This is a genomic window from Draconibacterium sp. (assembly GCF_041583095.1).
Classification (GTDB): domain Bacteria; phylum Bacteroidota; class Bacteroidia; order Bacteroidales; family Prolixibacteraceae; genus Draconibacterium.
In genome coordinates, this window is record NZ_JBFHGM010000078.1 from 1 (window position 1) to 17,973 (window position 17,973).

General features: G+C 41.5%; 19 protein-coding genes. 9 read left to right on the forward strand and 10 right to left on the reverse strand.

Translation table 11 applies throughout. From position 1 onward, the window contains the following. Together ABZB17_RS09430 and ABZB17_RS09435 are read right to left on the reverse strand one after the other, a co-directional pair. The coding region (locus ABZB17_RS09430) for an alpha-L-fucosidase (RefSeq protein WP_372649697.1) at positions 1-1,252 on the reverse strand (1,252 nt) is incomplete at its 3' end. Positions 1,253-1,315: 63 nt separating this feature from the next. Then, positions 1,316-1,582, reverse strand: coding sequence for a cupin domain-containing protein (locus tag ABZB17_RS09435; RefSeq protein ID WP_372649699.1), 267 nt, complete (start codon positions 1,580-1,582; stop codon positions 1,316-1,318). A 272-nt stretch (positions 1,583-1,854) separates the two neighbouring features. Here ABZB17_RS09435 and ABZB17_RS09440 point away from each other — a divergent pair, with 272 nt between their 5' ends. Continuing rightward, a complete protein-coding gene (locus tag ABZB17_RS09440) occupies positions 1,855-2,760 on the forward strand; it encodes a metallophosphoesterase (protein ID WP_372649701.1) in 906 nt (301 codons plus the stop codon). Positions 2,761-2,812: 52 nt separating this feature from the next. Here the strand turns inward: ABZB17_RS09440 and ABZB17_RS09445 are convergent, their stop codons facing one another. After that, positions 2,813-3,223 carry a secondary thiamine-phosphate synthase enzyme YjbQ gene (locus tag ABZB17_RS09445; protein WP_372649703.1) on the reverse strand — a complete coding sequence of 137 codons (411 nt, stop codon included), beginning with the start codon at positions 3,221-3,223 and terminating at the stop codon, positions 2,813-2,815. A gap of 183 nt (positions 3,224-3,406) precedes the next feature. On the opposite strand from ABZB17_RS09445, the gene ABZB17_RS09450 reads away from it, so the two are divergent. The 3 genes from ABZB17_RS09450 (at position 3,407) to ABZB17_RS09460 (ending at position 5,554) form a co-directional block, all read left to right on the forward strand. Continuing rightward, positions 3,407-3,775, forward strand: coding sequence for a YccF domain-containing protein (locus tag ABZB17_RS09450; RefSeq protein ID WP_045029792.1), 369 nt, complete (start codon positions 3,407-3,409; stop codon positions 3,773-3,775). 169 nt (positions 3,776-3,944) lie between these two features. Then, positions 3,945-4,715: a DUF432 domain-containing protein gene (locus ABZB17_RS09455; RefSeq protein WP_372649705.1), complete on the forward strand. Its 771-nt coding sequence runs from the start codon at positions 3,945-3,947 to the stop codon at positions 4,713-4,715. After that, a complete protein-coding gene (locus ABZB17_RS09460) occupies positions 4,715-5,554 on the forward strand; it encodes a mechanosensitive ion channel family protein (RefSeq protein ID WP_372649707.1) in 840 nt (279 codons plus the stop codon). The genes ABZB17_RS09455 and ABZB17_RS09460 overlap by 1 nt, the downstream gene beginning before the upstream one ends. Before the next feature lie 2 nt (positions 5,555-5,556). Here ABZB17_RS09460 and ABZB17_RS09465 read toward each other — a convergent pair whose 3' ends face one another. The 4 genes from ABZB17_RS09465 to ABZB17_RS09480 form a co-directional block, all read right to left on the reverse strand. Continuing rightward, on the reverse strand, positions 5,557-6,123 hold the full coding sequence (locus tag ABZB17_RS09465; protein ID WP_372649709.1) for a Crp/Fnr family transcriptional regulator: 567 nt from the start codon (positions 6,121-6,123) through the stop codon (positions 5,557-5,559). 100 nt (positions 6,124-6,223) lie between these two features. Next, the gene (locus tag ABZB17_RS09470) at positions 6,224-7,537 is read right to left on the reverse strand and encodes an aminotransferase class I/II-fold pyridoxal phosphate-dependent enzyme (RefSeq protein WP_372649711.1); all 1,314 of its coding nucleotides are present in this window, start codon (positions 7,535-7,537) and stop codon (positions 6,224-6,226) included. 148 nt (positions 7,538-7,685) lie between these two features. Continuing rightward, positions 7,686-8,210 carry a flavodoxin gene (locus ABZB17_RS09475; RefSeq protein WP_372649713.1) on the reverse strand — a complete coding sequence of 175 codons (525 nt, stop codon included), beginning with the start codon at positions 8,208-8,210 and terminating at the stop codon, positions 7,686-7,688. Positions 8,211-8,227: 17 nt separating this feature from the next. Further along, positions 8,228-9,058 carry a prephenate dehydratase gene (locus ABZB17_RS09480; protein ID WP_372649715.1) on the reverse strand — a complete coding sequence of 277 codons (831 nt, stop codon included), beginning with the start codon at positions 9,056-9,058 and terminating at the stop codon, positions 8,228-8,230. Between the two features lie 433 nt (positions 9,059-9,491). Here ABZB17_RS09480 and ABZB17_RS09485 point away from each other — a divergent pair, with 433 nt between their 5' ends. Then, a complete protein-coding gene (locus ABZB17_RS09485; protein ID WP_372649717.1) occupies positions 9,492-11,057 on the forward strand; it encodes an arylsulfatase in 1,566 nt (521 codons plus the stop codon). 675 nt (positions 11,058-11,732) lie between these two features. On the opposite strand, the gene ABZB17_RS09490 is transcribed toward ABZB17_RS09485, so the two are convergent. The 3 genes from ABZB17_RS09490 to folP all read right to left on the reverse strand — a co-directional run bounded on the left by ABZB17_RS09490 (position 11,733) and on the right by folP (position 14,497). Further along, positions 11,733-12,683: an NAD(P)H-dependent flavin oxidoreductase gene (locus tag ABZB17_RS09490; protein WP_372649719.1), complete on the reverse strand. Its 951-nt coding sequence runs from the start codon at positions 12,681-12,683 to the stop codon at positions 11,733-11,735. Positions 12,684-12,812: 129 nt separating this feature from the next. Further along, on the reverse strand, positions 12,813-13,619 hold the full coding sequence (cdaA, locus tag ABZB17_RS09495) for a diadenylate cyclase CdaA (protein ID WP_372649721.1): 807 nt from the start codon (positions 13,617-13,619) through the stop codon (positions 12,813-12,815). Further along, entirely contained in the window at positions 13,619-14,497 is an 879-nt protein-coding gene (folP, locus tag ABZB17_RS09500) for a dihydropteroate synthase (protein WP_372649723.1), read from the reverse strand. The genes cdaA and folP overlap by 1 nt, the downstream gene beginning before the upstream one ends. 192 nt (positions 14,498-14,689) lie before the next feature. Here folP and ABZB17_RS09505 point away from each other — a divergent pair, with 192 nt between their 5' ends. From ABZB17_RS09505 to ABZB17_RS09520, 4 genes are all read left to right on the forward strand, one after another. Next, complete coding sequence (locus ABZB17_RS09505; RefSeq protein WP_372649725.1) at positions 14,690-15,235, forward strand: DUF1599 domain-containing protein; 546 nt, start codon at positions 14,690-14,692, stop codon at positions 15,233-15,235. An 8-nt stretch (positions 15,236-15,243) separates the two neighbouring features. After that, entirely contained in the window at positions 15,244-16,368 is a 1,125-nt protein-coding gene (locus ABZB17_RS09510; RefSeq protein ID WP_372649727.1) for a BT_3928 family protein, read from the forward strand. 283 nt (positions 16,369-16,651) lie between these two features. Further along, entirely contained in the window at positions 16,652-17,410 is a 759-nt protein-coding gene (gene tpiA, locus ABZB17_RS09515) for a triose-phosphate isomerase (RefSeq protein WP_045029814.1), read from the forward strand. A gap of 204 nt (positions 17,411-17,614) precedes the next feature. Then, a partial coding sequence (locus tag ABZB17_RS09520; protein WP_372649729.1) for a hypothetical protein occupies positions 17,615-17,973 on the forward strand: 359 nt, incomplete at its 3' end.

A 17,973-nucleotide genomic window follows, 5' to 3' on the forward strand; every position in this document is an offset into this window, starting at 1 on the left:
TAACCTGCTCATCAAGCACTTTTTCGGGAACATCAATGTATACAATTCCCGGAACAGCGCTCCAGTATTGTTTCATTTTCACATCCCAGTTTAACTTGGTTCCATTACCAACCACCCACATCCGGTTGATCTTATTTTTTATTCCTTTCAACATCAGCGAACCGTTTGGTTTGTGTGGCACAAATAAATAAAGAATATCTCCGGTTTTGTTCAATGCTGTTGGTCCGTAATAATGTTCGTATGGAATTCCGGCCTGTGTTCCGTAAATGGCTTCAGCATGTTTGTTGGTCCAGCGGCCCAGTTCTTTTAAAATGTCTACTTGTTCTTCAGGAATTAAGCCATCTGCTTTCGGACCAATATCGAGGAGTAAATTTCCTCCTTTATTGATACAATCCACCAAAATGCGAATTACCTGGTTAGGTGTTTTATAGTTGTGATCGTTGTGCTGATAACCCCAGCTGTCGTTCATGGTCATACACAATTCCCAATACGGTGCATCGGGGCGAGTTACTGGCAGTCCCTGCTCGGGAGTGGCATAATCGCCATAACCCTGAATCCTGCTGTTCAGAATCACATCTTTATTCCATTTCCGTAACGATTCGCTTAACTCCTTTGCTTTCCACTTTTCTGCCGATTGCTCCCAGTCGCCGTCAAACCAATACAAATCGGGCTTCAATTGTTTCGACAATTCTTCCAACTGGCAAAAGTTAAAGTCGACAAAATTTGCCCAGCGAATCGAGTCATTTTCGTAACGTTTAATTTTTCGTGTTTTGTTCGGATAATCAGGATGCGACCAGTCGAGCAACGAATAGTACAAACCAACTTTTAAATCGTTTTTACGAAGTGCTTTTACAAAAGGAGCTACCAAATCTCTTCCGGCAGGTGTTTTGTCCACCACATTTAAACCGTTACAGTGGGTATCCCACAACGCCACGCCATCATGATGTTTTGTGGTAAGCACAGCATATTTGGCTCCGCTTCCGGCAATCAGTTCAGCCCATTGTTCAGGATTATATTTTTCGGCTGTGAATCCGTCCAGTTGATTCATGTAGTCGTCGTACGAAATGTAGTCGTTAAAAAACGACCAGCTTTCATCAATGCCGTTTACAGAATAAATACCCCAATGAATAAAAATACCCAGTTTAGCATCGCCAAACCACTGCATTCGTTTCTGAGTTTCTTTACCAATTTCCTGTGCGTTTGCACCAAGTGACAAGATGATTGCCACTACCAAATATAAAACCTTTCGCATAAGATCTAATTCAATAGTTAGTTCAGATGCAAACTTTGTAAATTATTTAAGAAGTAAATATGATTATTCGCAGGAATAGTGCATTTCTATTTCGTCCTCAACGTCCCAAACGCACTCAAGGCCTTTCGGAAAGGTGACAAAATCACCTGCCCGCACTGTTGTTTGTTCAAACTCAGTTGCTATTATCGCTTCACCCTCGACAATATAACACATCTCTGTTTCCTCGTAATACCAATCCATTTTCTCTTCATCGAGCTTACGAACCGGCCATTCAAAAACTCCCTCTTCCTGTAATTCTTCCTCGGAATAGTTGTCAACGGAAATTTTCATCAGTATTAAATTTAGTTTCACAAATTACGAACAAAAATGATAAAAATCTGTGATATTTTTCGATAAAAAATCATTCTCATATGCTTTCTGTATAATGTAAGTTCGATTGTGATATTCTAAATTCCGATAATGCCTGACTGATAATTATAAGCGCTCTGTTTTCGTGCAAGTTTCAGGGAGCAACCAACAAGCGGTTAAAGATTATTTAAATTATAATCAACATTTCTTTTCACTAATTCTCTTAAATTCACAGTATAATTAAAAACAACAATATGAAACAACTAATCTATTTATCATTCAGCTTATTTCTGCTTTTTAGTTGCACACCAACTTCCAACCAGCAAGTAGATTCTGCAACAGATGACTTCTCTTTTGTATTTATGACCGATATTCATATCACGCCAGAACGTAATGCGACAGAAGGTTTTAGCCAGGCTATTGATACGATAAACAGTCTAACACCGGATTTTGTATTAACAGGAGGCGACAACATAATGGATGCGCTTGGGCAGACATATGAGGCCAGCGACAGCCTTTACAAGCTGTACGAAAATACGGTAGCAAAAGTGAAAGCTCCGGTTTATAACACCATGGGAAATCATGAAGTTTTCGGGTTATACGAAAATAGCGGCGTTTCTCCGTCGCATGAAGAATACGGCAAACAGCTTTACCAAAACCGACTGGCCAAACGTTATTACTCGTTCGATTATAAGAACTGGCATTTTGTGGTTCTCGACGGGATTGGATTTACAAACGACCGACACTATTACGGCCATGTTGACCAAGAACAACTGGAGTGGCTAAAAAATGATCTGAAAACAGCAGGAGACAAACCAATAGCCGTAAGTATACATATTCCGTTGCTAAGTATAGGATCGCAGATCATGCAGAGCCCCACTGAAGGTATGTCGGAGGGCTCGATTGTTACCAATGCTAACCAGGTTCGCGAGATACTCGAACAATACAATACAAAACTGGTTTTACAGGGACATTTACATTTCCTCGAAGATATTGAATACAATGGGATTCATTACATTACCGGGGGAGCCGTTTCTTCGCAGTGGTGGCAAGGCCAACGATTTGGCATGGAAGAAGGATTTTTAAAGATTGATGTAAATGGAGAAAACTTTAGCTGGGATTACATCGATTATGGCTGGGATGTAAAAAAAATAAATTAATACAGCACAGAAAATAAAGCAGAAAAACCGGGATTTCCTCGGTTTTTCTGTTTTAGCTATATATCGTTAATACCAATCGTCGTGCACCTCCGTAATCACGGAATTCGCAAAAATAAATTCCCTGCCAGGTGCCCAAATTTAAGCGATGGCGCGTAATGGGTATGGTTACTTCGGCACCAATAACCGACGATTTAAGGTGCGCAGGCATATCATCAGCTCCCTCGTAGGTATGCACATAAACCGGATCGTTCTCGGGGATCATTTTATTGATAAAATTCTCAAAATCGGTGCGCACAGTCGGGTCGGCATTTTCGTTTAACGTAATACCGGCTGATGTATGTTTAACCAGTATATGCAGCAATCCTTTCTCGGGCAATTCCGGTAAATGCTCCTCAATTAATCGGGTAATTAAATGGTATCCGCGTCGGAATGCGGGAAGTGTTATTTCTTTCTGTTCAATCATAATTCTGTTTTCTATTCAAAAGCTTAAATGTAGAAAGTATTTAGCAACTGTAGAAAAAATACTGCCTGTTCGATGCTGAATATTTAACGCTCATCTGTTATTATCGGCGTTTTACCTTTTTCACGCGGTAGATAAACCGATGAAATAAGTAATTTCGTTTTGATTCATAAATAAACGAAACAGATGAAAATTTTAGGAAACTTAATTTGGTTACTATTCGGTGGTTTTGCCATCTTTTTGGAATACATGCTTGCCGGCATCGCACTTTGTATAACAATCGTTGGAATTCCATTTGGTATTCAGTCGTTTAAACTTGGCATACTCGCGCTTTGGCCTTTCGGGCAAAAAATTGAATACATGGATTATGCTCCGGGCTGTCTGTCAACCGTTATGAATATTATTTGGCTACTCATCGGCGGAATCTGGATCATGCTAACTCATGTACTTTTTGGCTTACTTTTAGGAATTACGATTATCGGTATCCCGTGGGCAAAACAACATTTTAAAATGGCCTCGCTGGCACTAACTCCTTTTGGCAGAAGAATTGTATAAACCGGATCAATTCGGTTAATTAACTCTGCAAATTCAAACAATCGACAGTTTCACAGGTTATATTAAAACAAAATAAAATCTATAGAAATCAATCCGGCAATGCCGTTTTTTTTCAACTTATGATTTTTCGGAACAAAAAATTGGTAATTTTAGTTATCAAATTCACACTATGGAGAAATTATCTATATACGGTAAAAAGCAACTGAATCCTGGCGAAAGCGTATTGATGGACTATGGCATTTTTACACTGGGAATTAAGCGCAACGACGAAGGCTGGTACCTCAAATCGTTTGACGATGTAGGCGATGGACAGGAAAATGATACCAACGAAATTGTTGACGGAACTTATTACCACTCCGGGAAATCGAATAAACTGATACTGGCTCCTGCCCTGCCCGTAAAGCCAATGGTTTTTAAAAGCAGCCGAATAATAATTTCACCCAAACAACGAATAACTTTTTTTGTTAAGATCCCACTGATTCTTCAGGTATATGCCAGTAAAAAACAGGATGAAAACCTGCTTGCAGAGTTCCCCTTACAACAAATATCGAACACATGGTTTGGCGAACCCGTAAATGGAGAAGTTGCCTTTGCTCTGGAATCTGAGCATTATCTGGATTTAAAAACAATTGAAATTGATGAGCGATTTGCTATTTGCCCCATATCCATTTATAACAACGACAATGCAGCTCTCGAGCTCGAACGATTGATTATTCGTGTTGATCAGATGCATTTGGTGAAACACAACAATCATTTGGTTACCAGCCAGGTGAAACTTGAATACAAAGGAAAAGATTATCTGAGCTCAGTAAACTATGGTTTCTCAAAAGCTTATCACGGTGAAAACCACGAGATTGTTGCCAAACCACGAAACCCCGAAGGTAAAAGCATGCTTAAGATTAACTTTCATTTTATTAAAAACATTTATCGTTCTGAATAATGGAATTTGACTTTTCGAAATATTTTAATGCTCAAAATCTGGAAAGATTGATGTGGGTACTGATCATCCTGGTGATTGGTGTTGCAATTATTTATGCCTTGGCATTCATTGTAAAAAAACTGCTGCCTAAATCACTTTCGCAGCAGCGAAAAATGATCGTCCAGCGCCTGGTGTACTACTCTGGTTTTATTTTGCTGGGATTCATTGTTATTGCCCAGTTGCAAATAAATCTTGCTCCGTTTTTTGGTGCTGCAGGTGTTATCGGGCTGGTAATTGGTGTGGCCTCGCAAACCAGTATTGGTAACATTGTTAGTGGTTTTTTCCTGGTAGGAGAAAAGTCGTTCGAGATTGGAGATGTGATTAAAGTTGGCGATAAAGCAGGGACTGTTTTTAGCATCGATTTGCTTTCGATTAAAATACGAACTTTTGATAACCAGCTTTTGCGGATCCCCAATCAGACCATAATTTCTACGGAAGTTATAAATGTTACCCGTTTCCCTATTCGGCGCCTTGATTTTAATGTAAGTGTTGCCTACAAAGAAGATCTGGGCAAAGTAAAGACCTTGCTGGAAGAAGTTGCTAAAGCCAACCCATTGAGTTTGGACGAGCCGGAGCCGCTTGTAGTTTTTAAAGATTTTGGTGCCAGTGGTATTGATATCCTGTTGGGTGTGTGGTTCGAGAAACAAAACTTCCTGAAAGTAAAAAACTCTATTTTCCAGGAAATAAAAGCCCGTTTTGACGCCGAAGGAATCGAAATACCGTTCCCGCACGTTACGTTGTACACCGGCGAAGCCACCAAACCTTTTCCGGTTATGAATACAACAACAAGCAAAAAATAAACCTATAATTTATAAAGAATTCGGGTTAAAATGTTTCGGTGAATACCAAGATATGAAGCAATATGCTGTCGTTGTAACTTTTGAGCCAGCTCAGGGTATTCCACAAAAAACTTGCGGATGCGTTGCTCCGCGTTCAACGACTGGAAAGAGTGAATACGGTCCATCGCCTGAATGTAGCTTTCTTCGGCAAGAATACGCACCGTACGCTCAAACTTATGATTCTCATCGAGTAAGGTTTTAAACTCATCCTTTTCAATAAAAATCAAACGCGAGTCTTCATAAGCACGAATGGCCTCTGTTGAATCTTTACCCAGCACAAATCCGCGGTGATTGCTGACAATAAAGTTATTGGGTGGAAAGAAAAAGCGCGACACCCACTCGGTACCGCTGTCGGAAAGATAGGAAGCGTAAAGCAAGCCATCGAGCAAAATCCCCAGCTTTTTGTTCTTCTCGCCGTAGTCAATAAATAATTCGCCCTTTTTTAGCACCACTGGTTCGTTATGCAAATCGAAAGTCTCAATCAGGCTCAGAGTGTGCTCAAATCGCGATATTATCTTTTGTCTATCCATTTCGCTCTAATCTTTTTCTGTCATTTCGAAGAGAAACGAAGAGAAACCTATTTCAAAACAGATTTCTCTCTCGCTGCTCGCATTCGAAACGACAAAAAGTTTATTTTGAAAAATTCTTATTAAATAATTTCAGGCGCTCTTCGAGGTCGCCAAACTGATGCGGCAATACAAACGATACACAAGCCCGAATGCCTTCTTCATCGCTACCTGTATTATCGAGTGCAATGGCACTAATTCCGTAGAAAAGCAAGTTGGCCACCAACTCGTTTCCTGTCATTCCCGGATAGCCAATTGTGAAATAAAATCCATCGGCAATGGGTACACCCAAATCGTTTTCGTAAACCACCTTGAAACCATTTTCAAGGAAAAGGCGTTTCATTTCTTTGGCACGTTCGCCATAGGCTTTTACGCCCTCCACAAAATTGAACTCGCCCTCGTTGGCCGCTTTAAACATCGCCGCCAATGCCCACTGTGCCGAATGACTTGTACCCGACGAAAGCGAATACAGCAAACGTAAAGTTATTGTAGCACCAAAGGTTGTTCCTTTAAAACGCTCCTGCAAATCGGGATAATCGCGGCTAAACAATTTATCAGAAATGGCCATTATGCCAATACGCTGACCGGCATAGGAAAATATTTTTGAGCTGCTGATAAACAGCACATAATTATCGGTGTAATGAGCAACCGACGGAGGAAATGGCGCTTCACCCGGCTTCGAGAAATCGGTACGGAAATCCATACCAAAATACGCCAGGTCTTCCATTACAATCACATCATATTTATTGGCCAATTCACCAATAATCTGAAGCTCCTCATCGTTAAAACAAATCCAGGCCGGGTTGTTTGGATTGGAATAAACAATGGAATTGATGTTTCCTTTAGCAAGAAACGATTCCAGCTTTTCCCTCAGCTTGTCGCCACGGTAGTTAAATACGTCAAAAGTATCGTATTTCTGCCCCAGCACCATCATTTGTTGTTTCTGCACCGGGAAACCCGGATCAATAAACAAAACGGTATCTTTCTTTTTATCGCAATTACCGGCCGCCATGAAAGCAGCATAGGTTCCCTGCATCGATCCGGTAGTTGGAATACAGCCAGCAGGTGCCACATCAACATTCAGAAAGTTTTTAATGAACTTCGACGATTCTTCCTTCAGAGGTTTTATTCCGTCAACCATTGGATAAATAGCCGACACGCCGCGGTCGAGCGCATCTTTTTCGGCTTCTACACCAACTTTTGCCGGCGGCAAACCGGGTACACCCATTTCCATGCGAATGTATTTAAAATCGCTGGCTTCTTCAACGAGGTTTACCAGGGCCACAATTTCGCGGATAGATGCTTTTCCAATATCGGGAATGCGCAATTGCGCTATCTTATCTTCAACAAGTTTTTTGTTGAGAGGTGAATTGTTCATGCTTTTAAATTCAAGGTTTCGAGTTCAGCGTTCAGTCTTTACCACAGAGCATCGCAGAGAAGTCACGGAGTTGCACAGAGACTAAAAGTCTCAGTTGCAGTTTTCAGTCTCAATAACTCACAGTCCTCAGTCTCTGTAATCAAGGTGTTTAGAATCCGAAGTCAGGTTTTATTTGCTCCACCCAGGCTGCTACGCGTTCGTCAGTCATCTCCGGCTCAAAATCTTCGTCAAGCGGTAAACCAATAAATTTTCCATCAACCACTGCGTCAGATTCTTCGAATTCGTAACCTTCGGTATCAACCGGTCCAACCAAAACAGCATCGTTTTTCATCAGCTCTTTACCCAGCAAACCAATATGATCGACAAAAGCATGTGAATAGGTTACGTGATCGCCCAAACCAAAAATGGCGACTGTTTTATCGCTGTAATCCACTTTTGATATTTCGGGTAAAAATTTTCCCCAGTCGTTGTTTGAAAAACTCGAATCCCAGGTGTCTTTTCCAACAGTTGACAGACCAAAAATTATCTTATCGTATTTCTCCAGGTCGGCAGCCGTAGCATTTTTAACTGCTACCATCTCCACTTTATCTTCGCCAATTAATTCTTTTATTTTGTCTGCCACGCGGTTTACCGATCCACCTTCAGGACCGTAAAAAATTGCTATTTTACTCATATCGTATTGTTTTAGTTTTATTCATTATGCAGGTTTCCTTTTTGATATTCGCCTAAAATCGACAGGCTCGATGCACACTTAAGCACCTGGTGAATGGCGTGATCGTAGTTATCGGGTTTTTCCCATTCAATATCAACGTGGAACATATATTCGTTGGGTTTACCGATTTTTGGTACCGACTGAATTTTGGTGAGGTTAATCTCATTCTTGGCAAAGGTATTTAACACCGCTGCCAACGATCCGTAAAAATGTCCAACTTCGAAACAAACCGATGCTTTGTTGCTTCCCTCGGTTGGGTTGCCATGTTTCGACAAAACCCAAAAGCGGGTGTAATTCTTTTTGTTGGTTTCAATTCCGGTATCCAGCACACTCAGTCCATACAACTCGGCCGAGCGCAGGTTTGCTATCGATGCCGCGTCTTTTAGTTTTTTATCTGCCACCAGTTTCGACGATGCCGCCGTATCCAGTTTTTCGTGTAGCTGGGCATTCGGATAATTGTGCTCGATGTATTCCATACACTGGCGCAACGCAATGGGGTGCGAGTGGATATCTGTAATGTCCTCCGGTTTCACTCCTTCATTCACCAGTAAATTCATTTGAATATGAATATAAATCTCGCCAATAATGCGCAAATGATAATCGCGAATCAACTGGTAATTATTCAACAAACTACCGGCAATGGAGTTTTCAATGGCCATAACGGCATAATCCACCTGGTCGTTATCGATCATCTCGCATACGGTAGTAAATGTCTTACACTCAACCACCTCAATATCTTCATCAAAATATCGTCGGGCCGCATCTTCGTGAAAAGAGCCGGCTATTCCTTGAATTGCTATCCGTTTCATTAATTTCTTTTAAGCACACCAAATATACGAATTATGCGCTAAGTGAAAGGGTTTCGGCACAGAATGCCTTTAAAATTTAAAGAACAATCGTTATAATTCCTGAAATTATTTTTGCAACACTTTGGTAATTGGAGATTCGGCATTTAAGGGGAATCTGAATCAAGGGTTGAGCTCCATTTGTCCAAAAATTCTTGATATTACTTCGAATCCTAAAGGATGATCAAGAATTTTCTCGCTTTCTTCCTTCAGGACTGAGGTGAAAAAGGGAGAAAATTGTGATTTAACAGAGATTTTTAACCCTTGATTCTCAAATGTTGGTTTTACGCTTCCCAATACTTTCTAAAAAACATTCAAAAAATGAAGCGATCAGGAATTTATTACACCAACCTTTTATCTTTGTATCAACACTAACAACTGAAATTAAACTAAACCAATGAAGAACTTATTCCTACCAATTTGTTTTGTCGCAATACTTTTTTTAAGTGCATGTTCAACAAAAACCGACGAACAACAACATCCGAACATCATTTATATTCTGGCCGACGACATGGGCTACGGCGATGTATCGGCTTTTAACGAGCAAGGGAAAATACAAACTCCGAATATCGACAAACTGGCTACTGATGGCATACGTTTTACTGATGCACACACCACTTCGGCAGTTTGCACACCCACCCGCTATGGCATTTTAACAGGCCGTTACAACTGGCGCAGCACATTAAAATCGGGCGTTCTTACAGGAACGTCGAAGGCGCTGATTCCAAGCAGCAGAACAACAGTAGCCAGTTTATTAAAGAAGAACAACTACAATACCGCCTTTATCGGGAAATGGCATTTGGGATGGGACTGGGCGCTAAAAGATAGCAGTCAGCAGCTTGGTACCGGTTGGAATCCTGATGATTTCGATAACATCGATTTTTCGAAACCGGTGAAAAATGGCCCGAAAGAATTGGGCTTCGACTATTCGTACGGGCACAGCGCCTCATTGGATATTGCTCCGTATGTTTATGTGGAGAACGGGATGCCAACACAAGTTCCCGATTCGGCGAGTGTGAACACAGGAAAATACTCGTGGTGGCGCGAAGGGCCCACATCGGCCGATTTTGTTCACGAAGATGTGACGCCTAATTTTTTCCGTAAATCATTTACGTACATAAAACAAATATCGAAGCAGGAAAAACCGTTCTTTTTGTATTTGGCACTGCCCTCACCTCACACACCCATTTTGCCAACCGAGGAATGGCAGGATAAAAGCGGTTTAAATCCCTATGCCGATTTTGTGATGATGGTTGATGACTATGTTGGGCAGATGCAACAAATAATTAAAGAAGCAGGAATTGAAGAAAATACCATTGTGATTTTTACCAGCGATAATGGTTGTGCCCCGGCTGCAAAAATTGAGGAGATGACCGCAAAAGGCCACTACCCCAGTTACATTTTCCGGGGGCACAAAGCCGACATTTTTGAGGGAGGCCACCGTGTTCCGTTTATTGTAAAATGGCCGGAGAAAATTACTCCGGGATCATCGTCAGACCATACCATCTGCACCACCGACCTGATGGCAACATGCGCCGAAATTATTGGTTACCAACTGGCAGACAACGAAGGAGAAGACAGTTTCAGTATGTTACCTTTGATGGGCGAAACCAGCCACAACCAGCCTGTTCGTGAGGCAACCGTACACCATTCTGTTAACGGAAGTTTTGCCATCCGAAAGGGTCCGTGGAAACTGAATTTGTGCCCGGGCTCGGGCGGCTGGAGTTATCCGCGTCCGGGAAATAAGGAAGTTATTGATACACTCCCGAAATACCAGTTGTATAACCTGGAAACCGATCCGGGCGAAACCAACAATCTCTACCTAACAAATCCGGAAAAGGCTGATGAACTAAAGGCACTGCTGACGAAATACATCGTTGACGGACGAAGTACTCCGGGAGTACCGCAACAAAACGATCCGATCGATTTCGAATGGCAGCAGGTAGATTTTATAAATGAATAAAGGCAGTTACTAGCTTTCACGAACAACAAAAAAAATATAACTAACTGATTTTAAAGGCTCCCCATCCACCATTTTGAAGCCGTTGCAGGCCGACGACAGCATTTTTTTGACCATTTTGGAACCGGCGTAGGAATACGACAGCATTTTTTTCTCCATTTTGAAGCCGTCGTATGCCTACGACATCACTTTTTTCACCGTTTTGGTGCCAGCGTAGTCATACGATAAGACTTTATTCACCATTTTGGAGCTAGCGTAGCAATACGAAAGCACTTTTCCCACTATTTTGAAGCTTTCGCAGGCGTACGACATCACTTTTTTCATCATTTTAGTGCTAGCGTAGAGCTACGAAAGTACCTTGCTCACCAACGAGAAGCTTTCGCAGGTTTACAACAGCATATTGTTTGTCCTTTAATATCTACCGCGAAGGTTCACTGAGATGTTTCGGAGTTTTAACAAGGGAAAAAGTCGCAGTCGCAGTTGACAGTCGCAGATTGCAATTTTACAATTGGATTTTTCCACAGAGTTGCGCAGAGAATTCTCGGAGTTACACGGAGCGATGAAAAGTCGCAGTCGCAGTTGGCAGTCACAGATTGCGATTTTACAATTTGTCAGTTTTGCAATTTAACAACCTAATCGTCTCTCCGTCACAGTGCTCACAGTCTTACCAGGCTTTTATTAAAACTCAAACCGTCCCTGCCCGGCAGCTTTTTGGGCAGCTTCATAGGAAGCAATAATATCCTTCATAATTTCTGCTACAGGCCTGATTTGATTTAGCTGAGCAGAAACCTGTCCAATTTCCAGTTCGCCTTCGTTCAGGTCGCCTTCAAACATTCCTTTTTTTGCGCGGCCACGACCCAATAATTCGGCCATAGCTTCAGGCGATTGCCCTGCTTTTTCGGCTTCGTCAACCCGATTAAAAAAGCTGTTCTTTACCAATCGCACCGGAGCCAGTTTTTTTAGTGCCAGTTTTGTTCCGCCTTCGCCGAGTTCGGTTACCAATCGTTTAAATTCGGGGTGTGCCGACGATTCTTCCGACACGGCAAATGCCGATCCGATTTGTACACCATCGGCCCCTAAAACCATTGCAGCCAACATCGCTTCTCCCGATCCTATTCCGCCGGCTGCCAGCAAGGGCAGTTTTGTAGCTTTTCGCACCGATGGAATCAATGTCATTGTAGTGGTTTCTTCGCGCCCGTTGTGACCACCGGCTTCAAAACCTTCAGCAACAATAGCGTCAACACCGGCCGCCTCGCATTTGCCTGCAAAAAACGAACTGGACACCACATGGGCCACTGTAATTCCTTTGTCTTTTAACCAGCCGGTCCACTTTTTAGGACTTCCGGCCGATGTAAAAACCACCGGCACTTCGTGTGCGGCAATAATATCCATTACACGTTCGGTTTCGGGGTACATCAAAGGCACATTCACTCCAAAAGGTTTATCGGTGGCGGCCTTCATTTTAACGATGTGCTCCTCCAATGTTTCGGGGTGCATCGATCCGGCGCCAATCAGTCCCAGTCCTCCGCTGTTACTCACTGCCGAAGCCAGTTTCCAGCCCGAACACCAAACCATTCCCCCTTGAATTATGGGGTATTTTATATTGAATAAATTACAAATACGGTTCATACTTTTCTTTTCAAAACAATTAACTGTTGAAATAACAAATAAACACCATGTTGAACGATTTAACGGTAGCAGAGGTTCAAAAAAAATAATGCTTATAAGAATCAGGAGTGATGCGTCTGTTCTCTGAAACTACTTTTTATGACCGGCAGTTTCATCATCCTCAATGATATTTTCTTCCAGAATTTGCACCAGCGTTTCTTTTGACAAGCGGCGTTTAATTTCACCTTTTTGTGCTACTGAAATCGATCCTCGTTCTTCCGAAACAACAATACACAGCGCATCGGTATTTTCTGTCATGCCAACAGCTGCACGGTGGCGAAGACCCAGCGCTTTATCCAGTTCCTTTTGTGTTAGCGGAAGAATACATCCTGCAGCAACAATGCGGTTTCCTTTAATAATAATGGCACCATCGTGTAACGGCGAGTTCTTGAAAAATATAGTGCGTATAAGCACCGACGATATTTTTGCATTGATCTTTTCTCCGGTATTAATCTGGTCGTTTAATTCGTTTTCATCCGCAATAACAATCAGCGCACCGGTTTTTGTTTTCCCCATCGACTGGCAGGCATCAACAATACTGTCAATCTGTTGCTGATTAATGCTCTTCGGTTTCCCCTGGCCAAACAACTTGTCGAGCATCAATATCTTATTCACATTATAATTGGTACCGATAAACAACAGGAATTTTCGAATTTCGGGGTGAAAAACAATAATAAGCGCAATGGCACCCACACCAATAAAATACCCCATTATCGAGCCCAGCAGCTCCATGTTCAGCGCTTTCACCGTAAGCCAAACCAGGTACAGCGAAAACAGTCCGATAACAATATTAAAAGCTACCGTTCCTTTTATAAGGCGGTAAAGCTGGTAAAGCAAAAAAGCCACCAGCAGAATATCGAGAATATCAAGAAATCGTATGGTTATAAATGCCGGCATCAAATGATTGTTGCTTTAATTTCACAAAATATTTTTACGGCCTCAACCGCTTCTTTTACGTCGTGTACACGCAAAATGTCGGCCCCGCCCATTAAGGCCAGGGTGTTGGCCACCGAAGTGCCGTTAAGTGCTGTTTCGGGCTTGGCATCCAATGCTTTCCAGATCATCGATTTACGACTTAATCCCACCATCACCGGAAGTTGATACACTTTAAACGCATCGAGCTTATTCAACAACTCGTAGTTATGGTCGAGTGTTTTTCCAAAACCAAAACCGGGATCGAGAATCACTTCTTTTACGCCCAGTTTGTTCAGCTTTTTTACGCGCTCGGCAAAATACTGCGCAACTTCACGAATCAGGTCGTCGTACTGCGGATCTTCCTGCATATTCAACGGCGTGCCTTTTATATGCGACAGAATATATGGAACCTGTAATTTCCCAACAGTTTCAAACATATTGCTGTCGAGCGATCCTCCTGAAATATCGTTAATTATAATTGGCCCCACCTCATCGATTACACGAACCGCTACCCACGAGCGAAATGTATCAACCGAAAGCGCCACTTCGGGGAAATCTTTATGGATTGCCTTTACAGCCGGTAAAAGTCGCGCCAGTTCTTCTTTTGTTGAAACCGTTTTTGATCCCGGACGTGTGGAAACCGCTCCCACATCAATAATTCCGGCGCCATCAGCAACCATTTGCTCAACGGCCTTTAACATGGTGGTTTCGTCTTCCATTTTTCCACCATCGAAAAACGAATCGGGCGTAATATTTACAATTCCGGCAACCACCGGAATGGATAAATCAACTTCTTTTTCGCCAAGATGTAATGTACTGTTTCGTTTAAGGAACTTACCCGCAGACTGCGTAATCAACATAAGAACTGGGCTTTTATGTTTAACAAATCATTAACTATCTATTAATTGTCGTTAACTACAAATGTAGAATAAAACAGGCCAAATTTGCCATTTTTTCATACTTTTATCCGGCAATTTTAGCATACAAAAATATACAGAACTTAACGAATTGAGCACAATTGGCTCAAGAAGAAGAATAAAAGACACATAATAATGGACAGAACAAACCAGCAATACGACCAGGTAATTTCAATATGCCGTAATATATTTTCGAAGAAAATGACCGATTACGGAACAGCATGGCGAATATTGCGTCCGACCTCTCTTACCGACCAGATTTACATTAAAGCACAGCGCATACGAAGCATTGAAGAAAAAGGTGTTACAAAAGTTAACGAAGGTGTAAAACCTGAATTCATTGGTATTATTAATTACTGTATTATGGGCTTAATTCAGCTGGAATTAGGAACATCTGACCAGGAAGTACCCCATGAAAAAATTCAGGAGCTTTACGACAAATATTTTAACGAGGCCAAAACGCTGATGATGGATAAAAACCACGATTATGGCGAGGCCTGGAGAAATATGCGCATCAGTTCGTACACCGATCTGATTTTAATGAAAATACAACGCACAAAACAAATAGAAGACAATCAGGGCAAAACGCTTATTTCTGAAGGAATTGATGCCAATTATATGGACATGATTAATTACTCTGTGTTTGCCATGATTAAAATTGAATTTGAAAACAAAGAATAAACTCGCCTATGAATATTGTTAAGCAACTCGCACGAATTCTTTTTGGTATTGTTTTTATTTTCTCCGGATTTGTAAAAGGAGTCGATCCGTGGGGATCGGCCTACAAATTTACCGACTACTTTAATGCCATGGGGCTCGATTGGTTGCTTTGGGCAGCCTTTCCGCTGGGAGTTTTGCTGGCTTTTGCCGAGTTTGCCATTGGGGTGGCTTTTTTGTTTAACTGGCGAATGCGGTTGTTTTCGTGGCTGGGTTTATTATTCATGGCCTTTTTTACACCTTTAACACTTTGGATTGCACTAAAAAATCCGGTTACCGACTGCGGTTGTTTTGGCGATGCACTGGTGATTTCAAACTGGGAAACATTTTATAAAAACCTCGTATTTATTACGCTGGCAATTATTGTTGTCGTGAACCGAAAATGGTATGCCGAGAAAGTAAAAAGTATAGTTCCGGGCATACTTAGTATCGGTGTTTTTATCGTGTACTTCGGCATTGTTTACCACTCATACAACCACTTGCCGGTTTTCGATTTCAGGCCATACAGTGTGGGCACCAATATTCCGGAAGCCATGAGCATTCCCGATGATGCACCACAGGAAATCTACGAGAATATATTTTATTACAAGAACAAAAATAACGGTGAAGTGAAAGAATTCACCGAAGAAAATTATCCATGGCAGGACACCACCAACTGGGAATACCACGACATGGAATCGAATCTGGTGCAGGAAGGTTACGAACCGCCCATTCATGATTTTACCATAGAATCGCCCGAGGGAGATGACATAAAAGACTTCTTTATTTACGACGAGAATTATGTGTTTATGCTTGTGGCTTACGACCTACATAAAACCAGTACCAAGTCGCAGGAAGAAATTAACACATTAGCGCATTGGGCCATGGATAAAGGATATTCGTTTGTTTGCCTCACCTCTACTCTACAGGAAGAAGCAATGGAATTTGCCGAGCAAAACGATGCGCCTTACGAGTTCTTTAATTGCGACGAAATCACCTTAAAAACAATGATTCGGTCAAACCCGGGATTGATCGTAATGAAAGACGGAACCATTCTGGATAAATGGCATTACAACGACATTCCTTCACCGGAAGAGGTTGAAGCTGAATTTGAGTAGAGACTTGCGAGTTTCGAGCTTCGGGTTATAAGTTTTCAGTCGCAGTTGGCAGTCGCAGTTAACAGTCGCAATTAACAGTCGCAGTTCTCAATTAAACAGTGTAAACATGGCTATGCTCAAGTATCCAGTATCGAGAATCCAGCATCCAGCTTCTCATTCCTCCAATTTTAAATAAACAAATAGTTAATAATATTTAAGCATTATATTCAATACCCCGCGAATCAATAATTTCGGTTAAATTTGTGGTCGATTTTGAAAATCTAATAAACTAAAATTCAATAATATGAGACAAAAGATAGTTGCAGGAAACTGGAAATGTAACACAACCTTACAAGAAGGTGTTGAGTTGGCAAAAGCTGTTGACGCGATTGTAGCAAGCGAAGGTGCTGACGATGTAGTTGTTGTATTGGGAACACCATTTACACACATTACAAAAGTAGTTGAATCAGTAAATACCGACAGAATTGGTGTTGCTGCACAAAACTGTGCTGCCGAAGCTAAAGGAGCTTTCACTGGTGAGGTTTCTGCTGAAATGGTAAAATCAACAGGTGCTGAGTACGTAATTTTAGGTCACTCTGAGCGTCGTGAGTATTATGGCGAAACAAGTGAGATCCTGAACAAAAAAGTTGCACTTGCATTAGAGAACGGATTAACTCCGATTTACTGCTGTGGTGAAGCTTTGGATATTCGCGAAGCCGGCACACACAACGAATATGTTGTAAATCAACTGGAAGAAACAGTTTTCCAACTGTCAGCCGAAGATTTCAAAAAAATCGTTATTGCTTACGAACCAATCTGGGCAATCGGAACTGGTGTAACTGCCAGCTCAGACCAGGCACAGGATATGCACGCCAACATTCGTGCTGCAATTACTGCTAAATTTGGTGAAGAAGTTGCTGAAGAAACTTCAATCCTTTACGGTGGTAGCTGTAAAGCAAGTAACGCAAACGAATTATTCGCCAACAAAGATGTTGACGGAGGTTTGATTGGTGGAGCTTCGTTAAAAGCTGAAGACTTTATCGGAATCATCAACGGTTTCTAGGAAACAATCAGATTGCAAAATATTTAAAGCCATTTTCTGCGCGGTCAGAAAATGGCTTTTTAAATTAACAATAATCTGTCAATTGGTCGTTTTAAATTGAGATTTAATACATTTAACCCCACTATTTTTTTGAAACATCTTCGATTGTTGGGTTGTTAATAAAAAATGGTACATGGTTATTCGTTTGGTCAAACATATTATTTCATGAAAAAACTGATATTATTAGTCATTTTGTTCACCTCAATATGCATTATCAGTTGTAATTCGTCCAAAAATTCAGAAGAAATAGCCTCATACACTTACCAGGAGAAAAAAATTGAGATGAGTGATGCCCTGCGGATAAAAATTCCGGCTTGGGTGGAAGAAGGAAAAATTTGCTATGGTCTCGTAGTTCAGGTAACCAAAGAAGGTAAACCCATATCGGGGAAACCGGTAAAAGCCAAAGTGGTTCAAATCGATGAAAACTCGGTAAAAATGAAAGCCCTTGAAACCGTAATTCTATTCGAAGGGGCGGATCGCAACTTAAAGGGAATTAACAAAGGCCAGGTATGGGACGAAAAAGA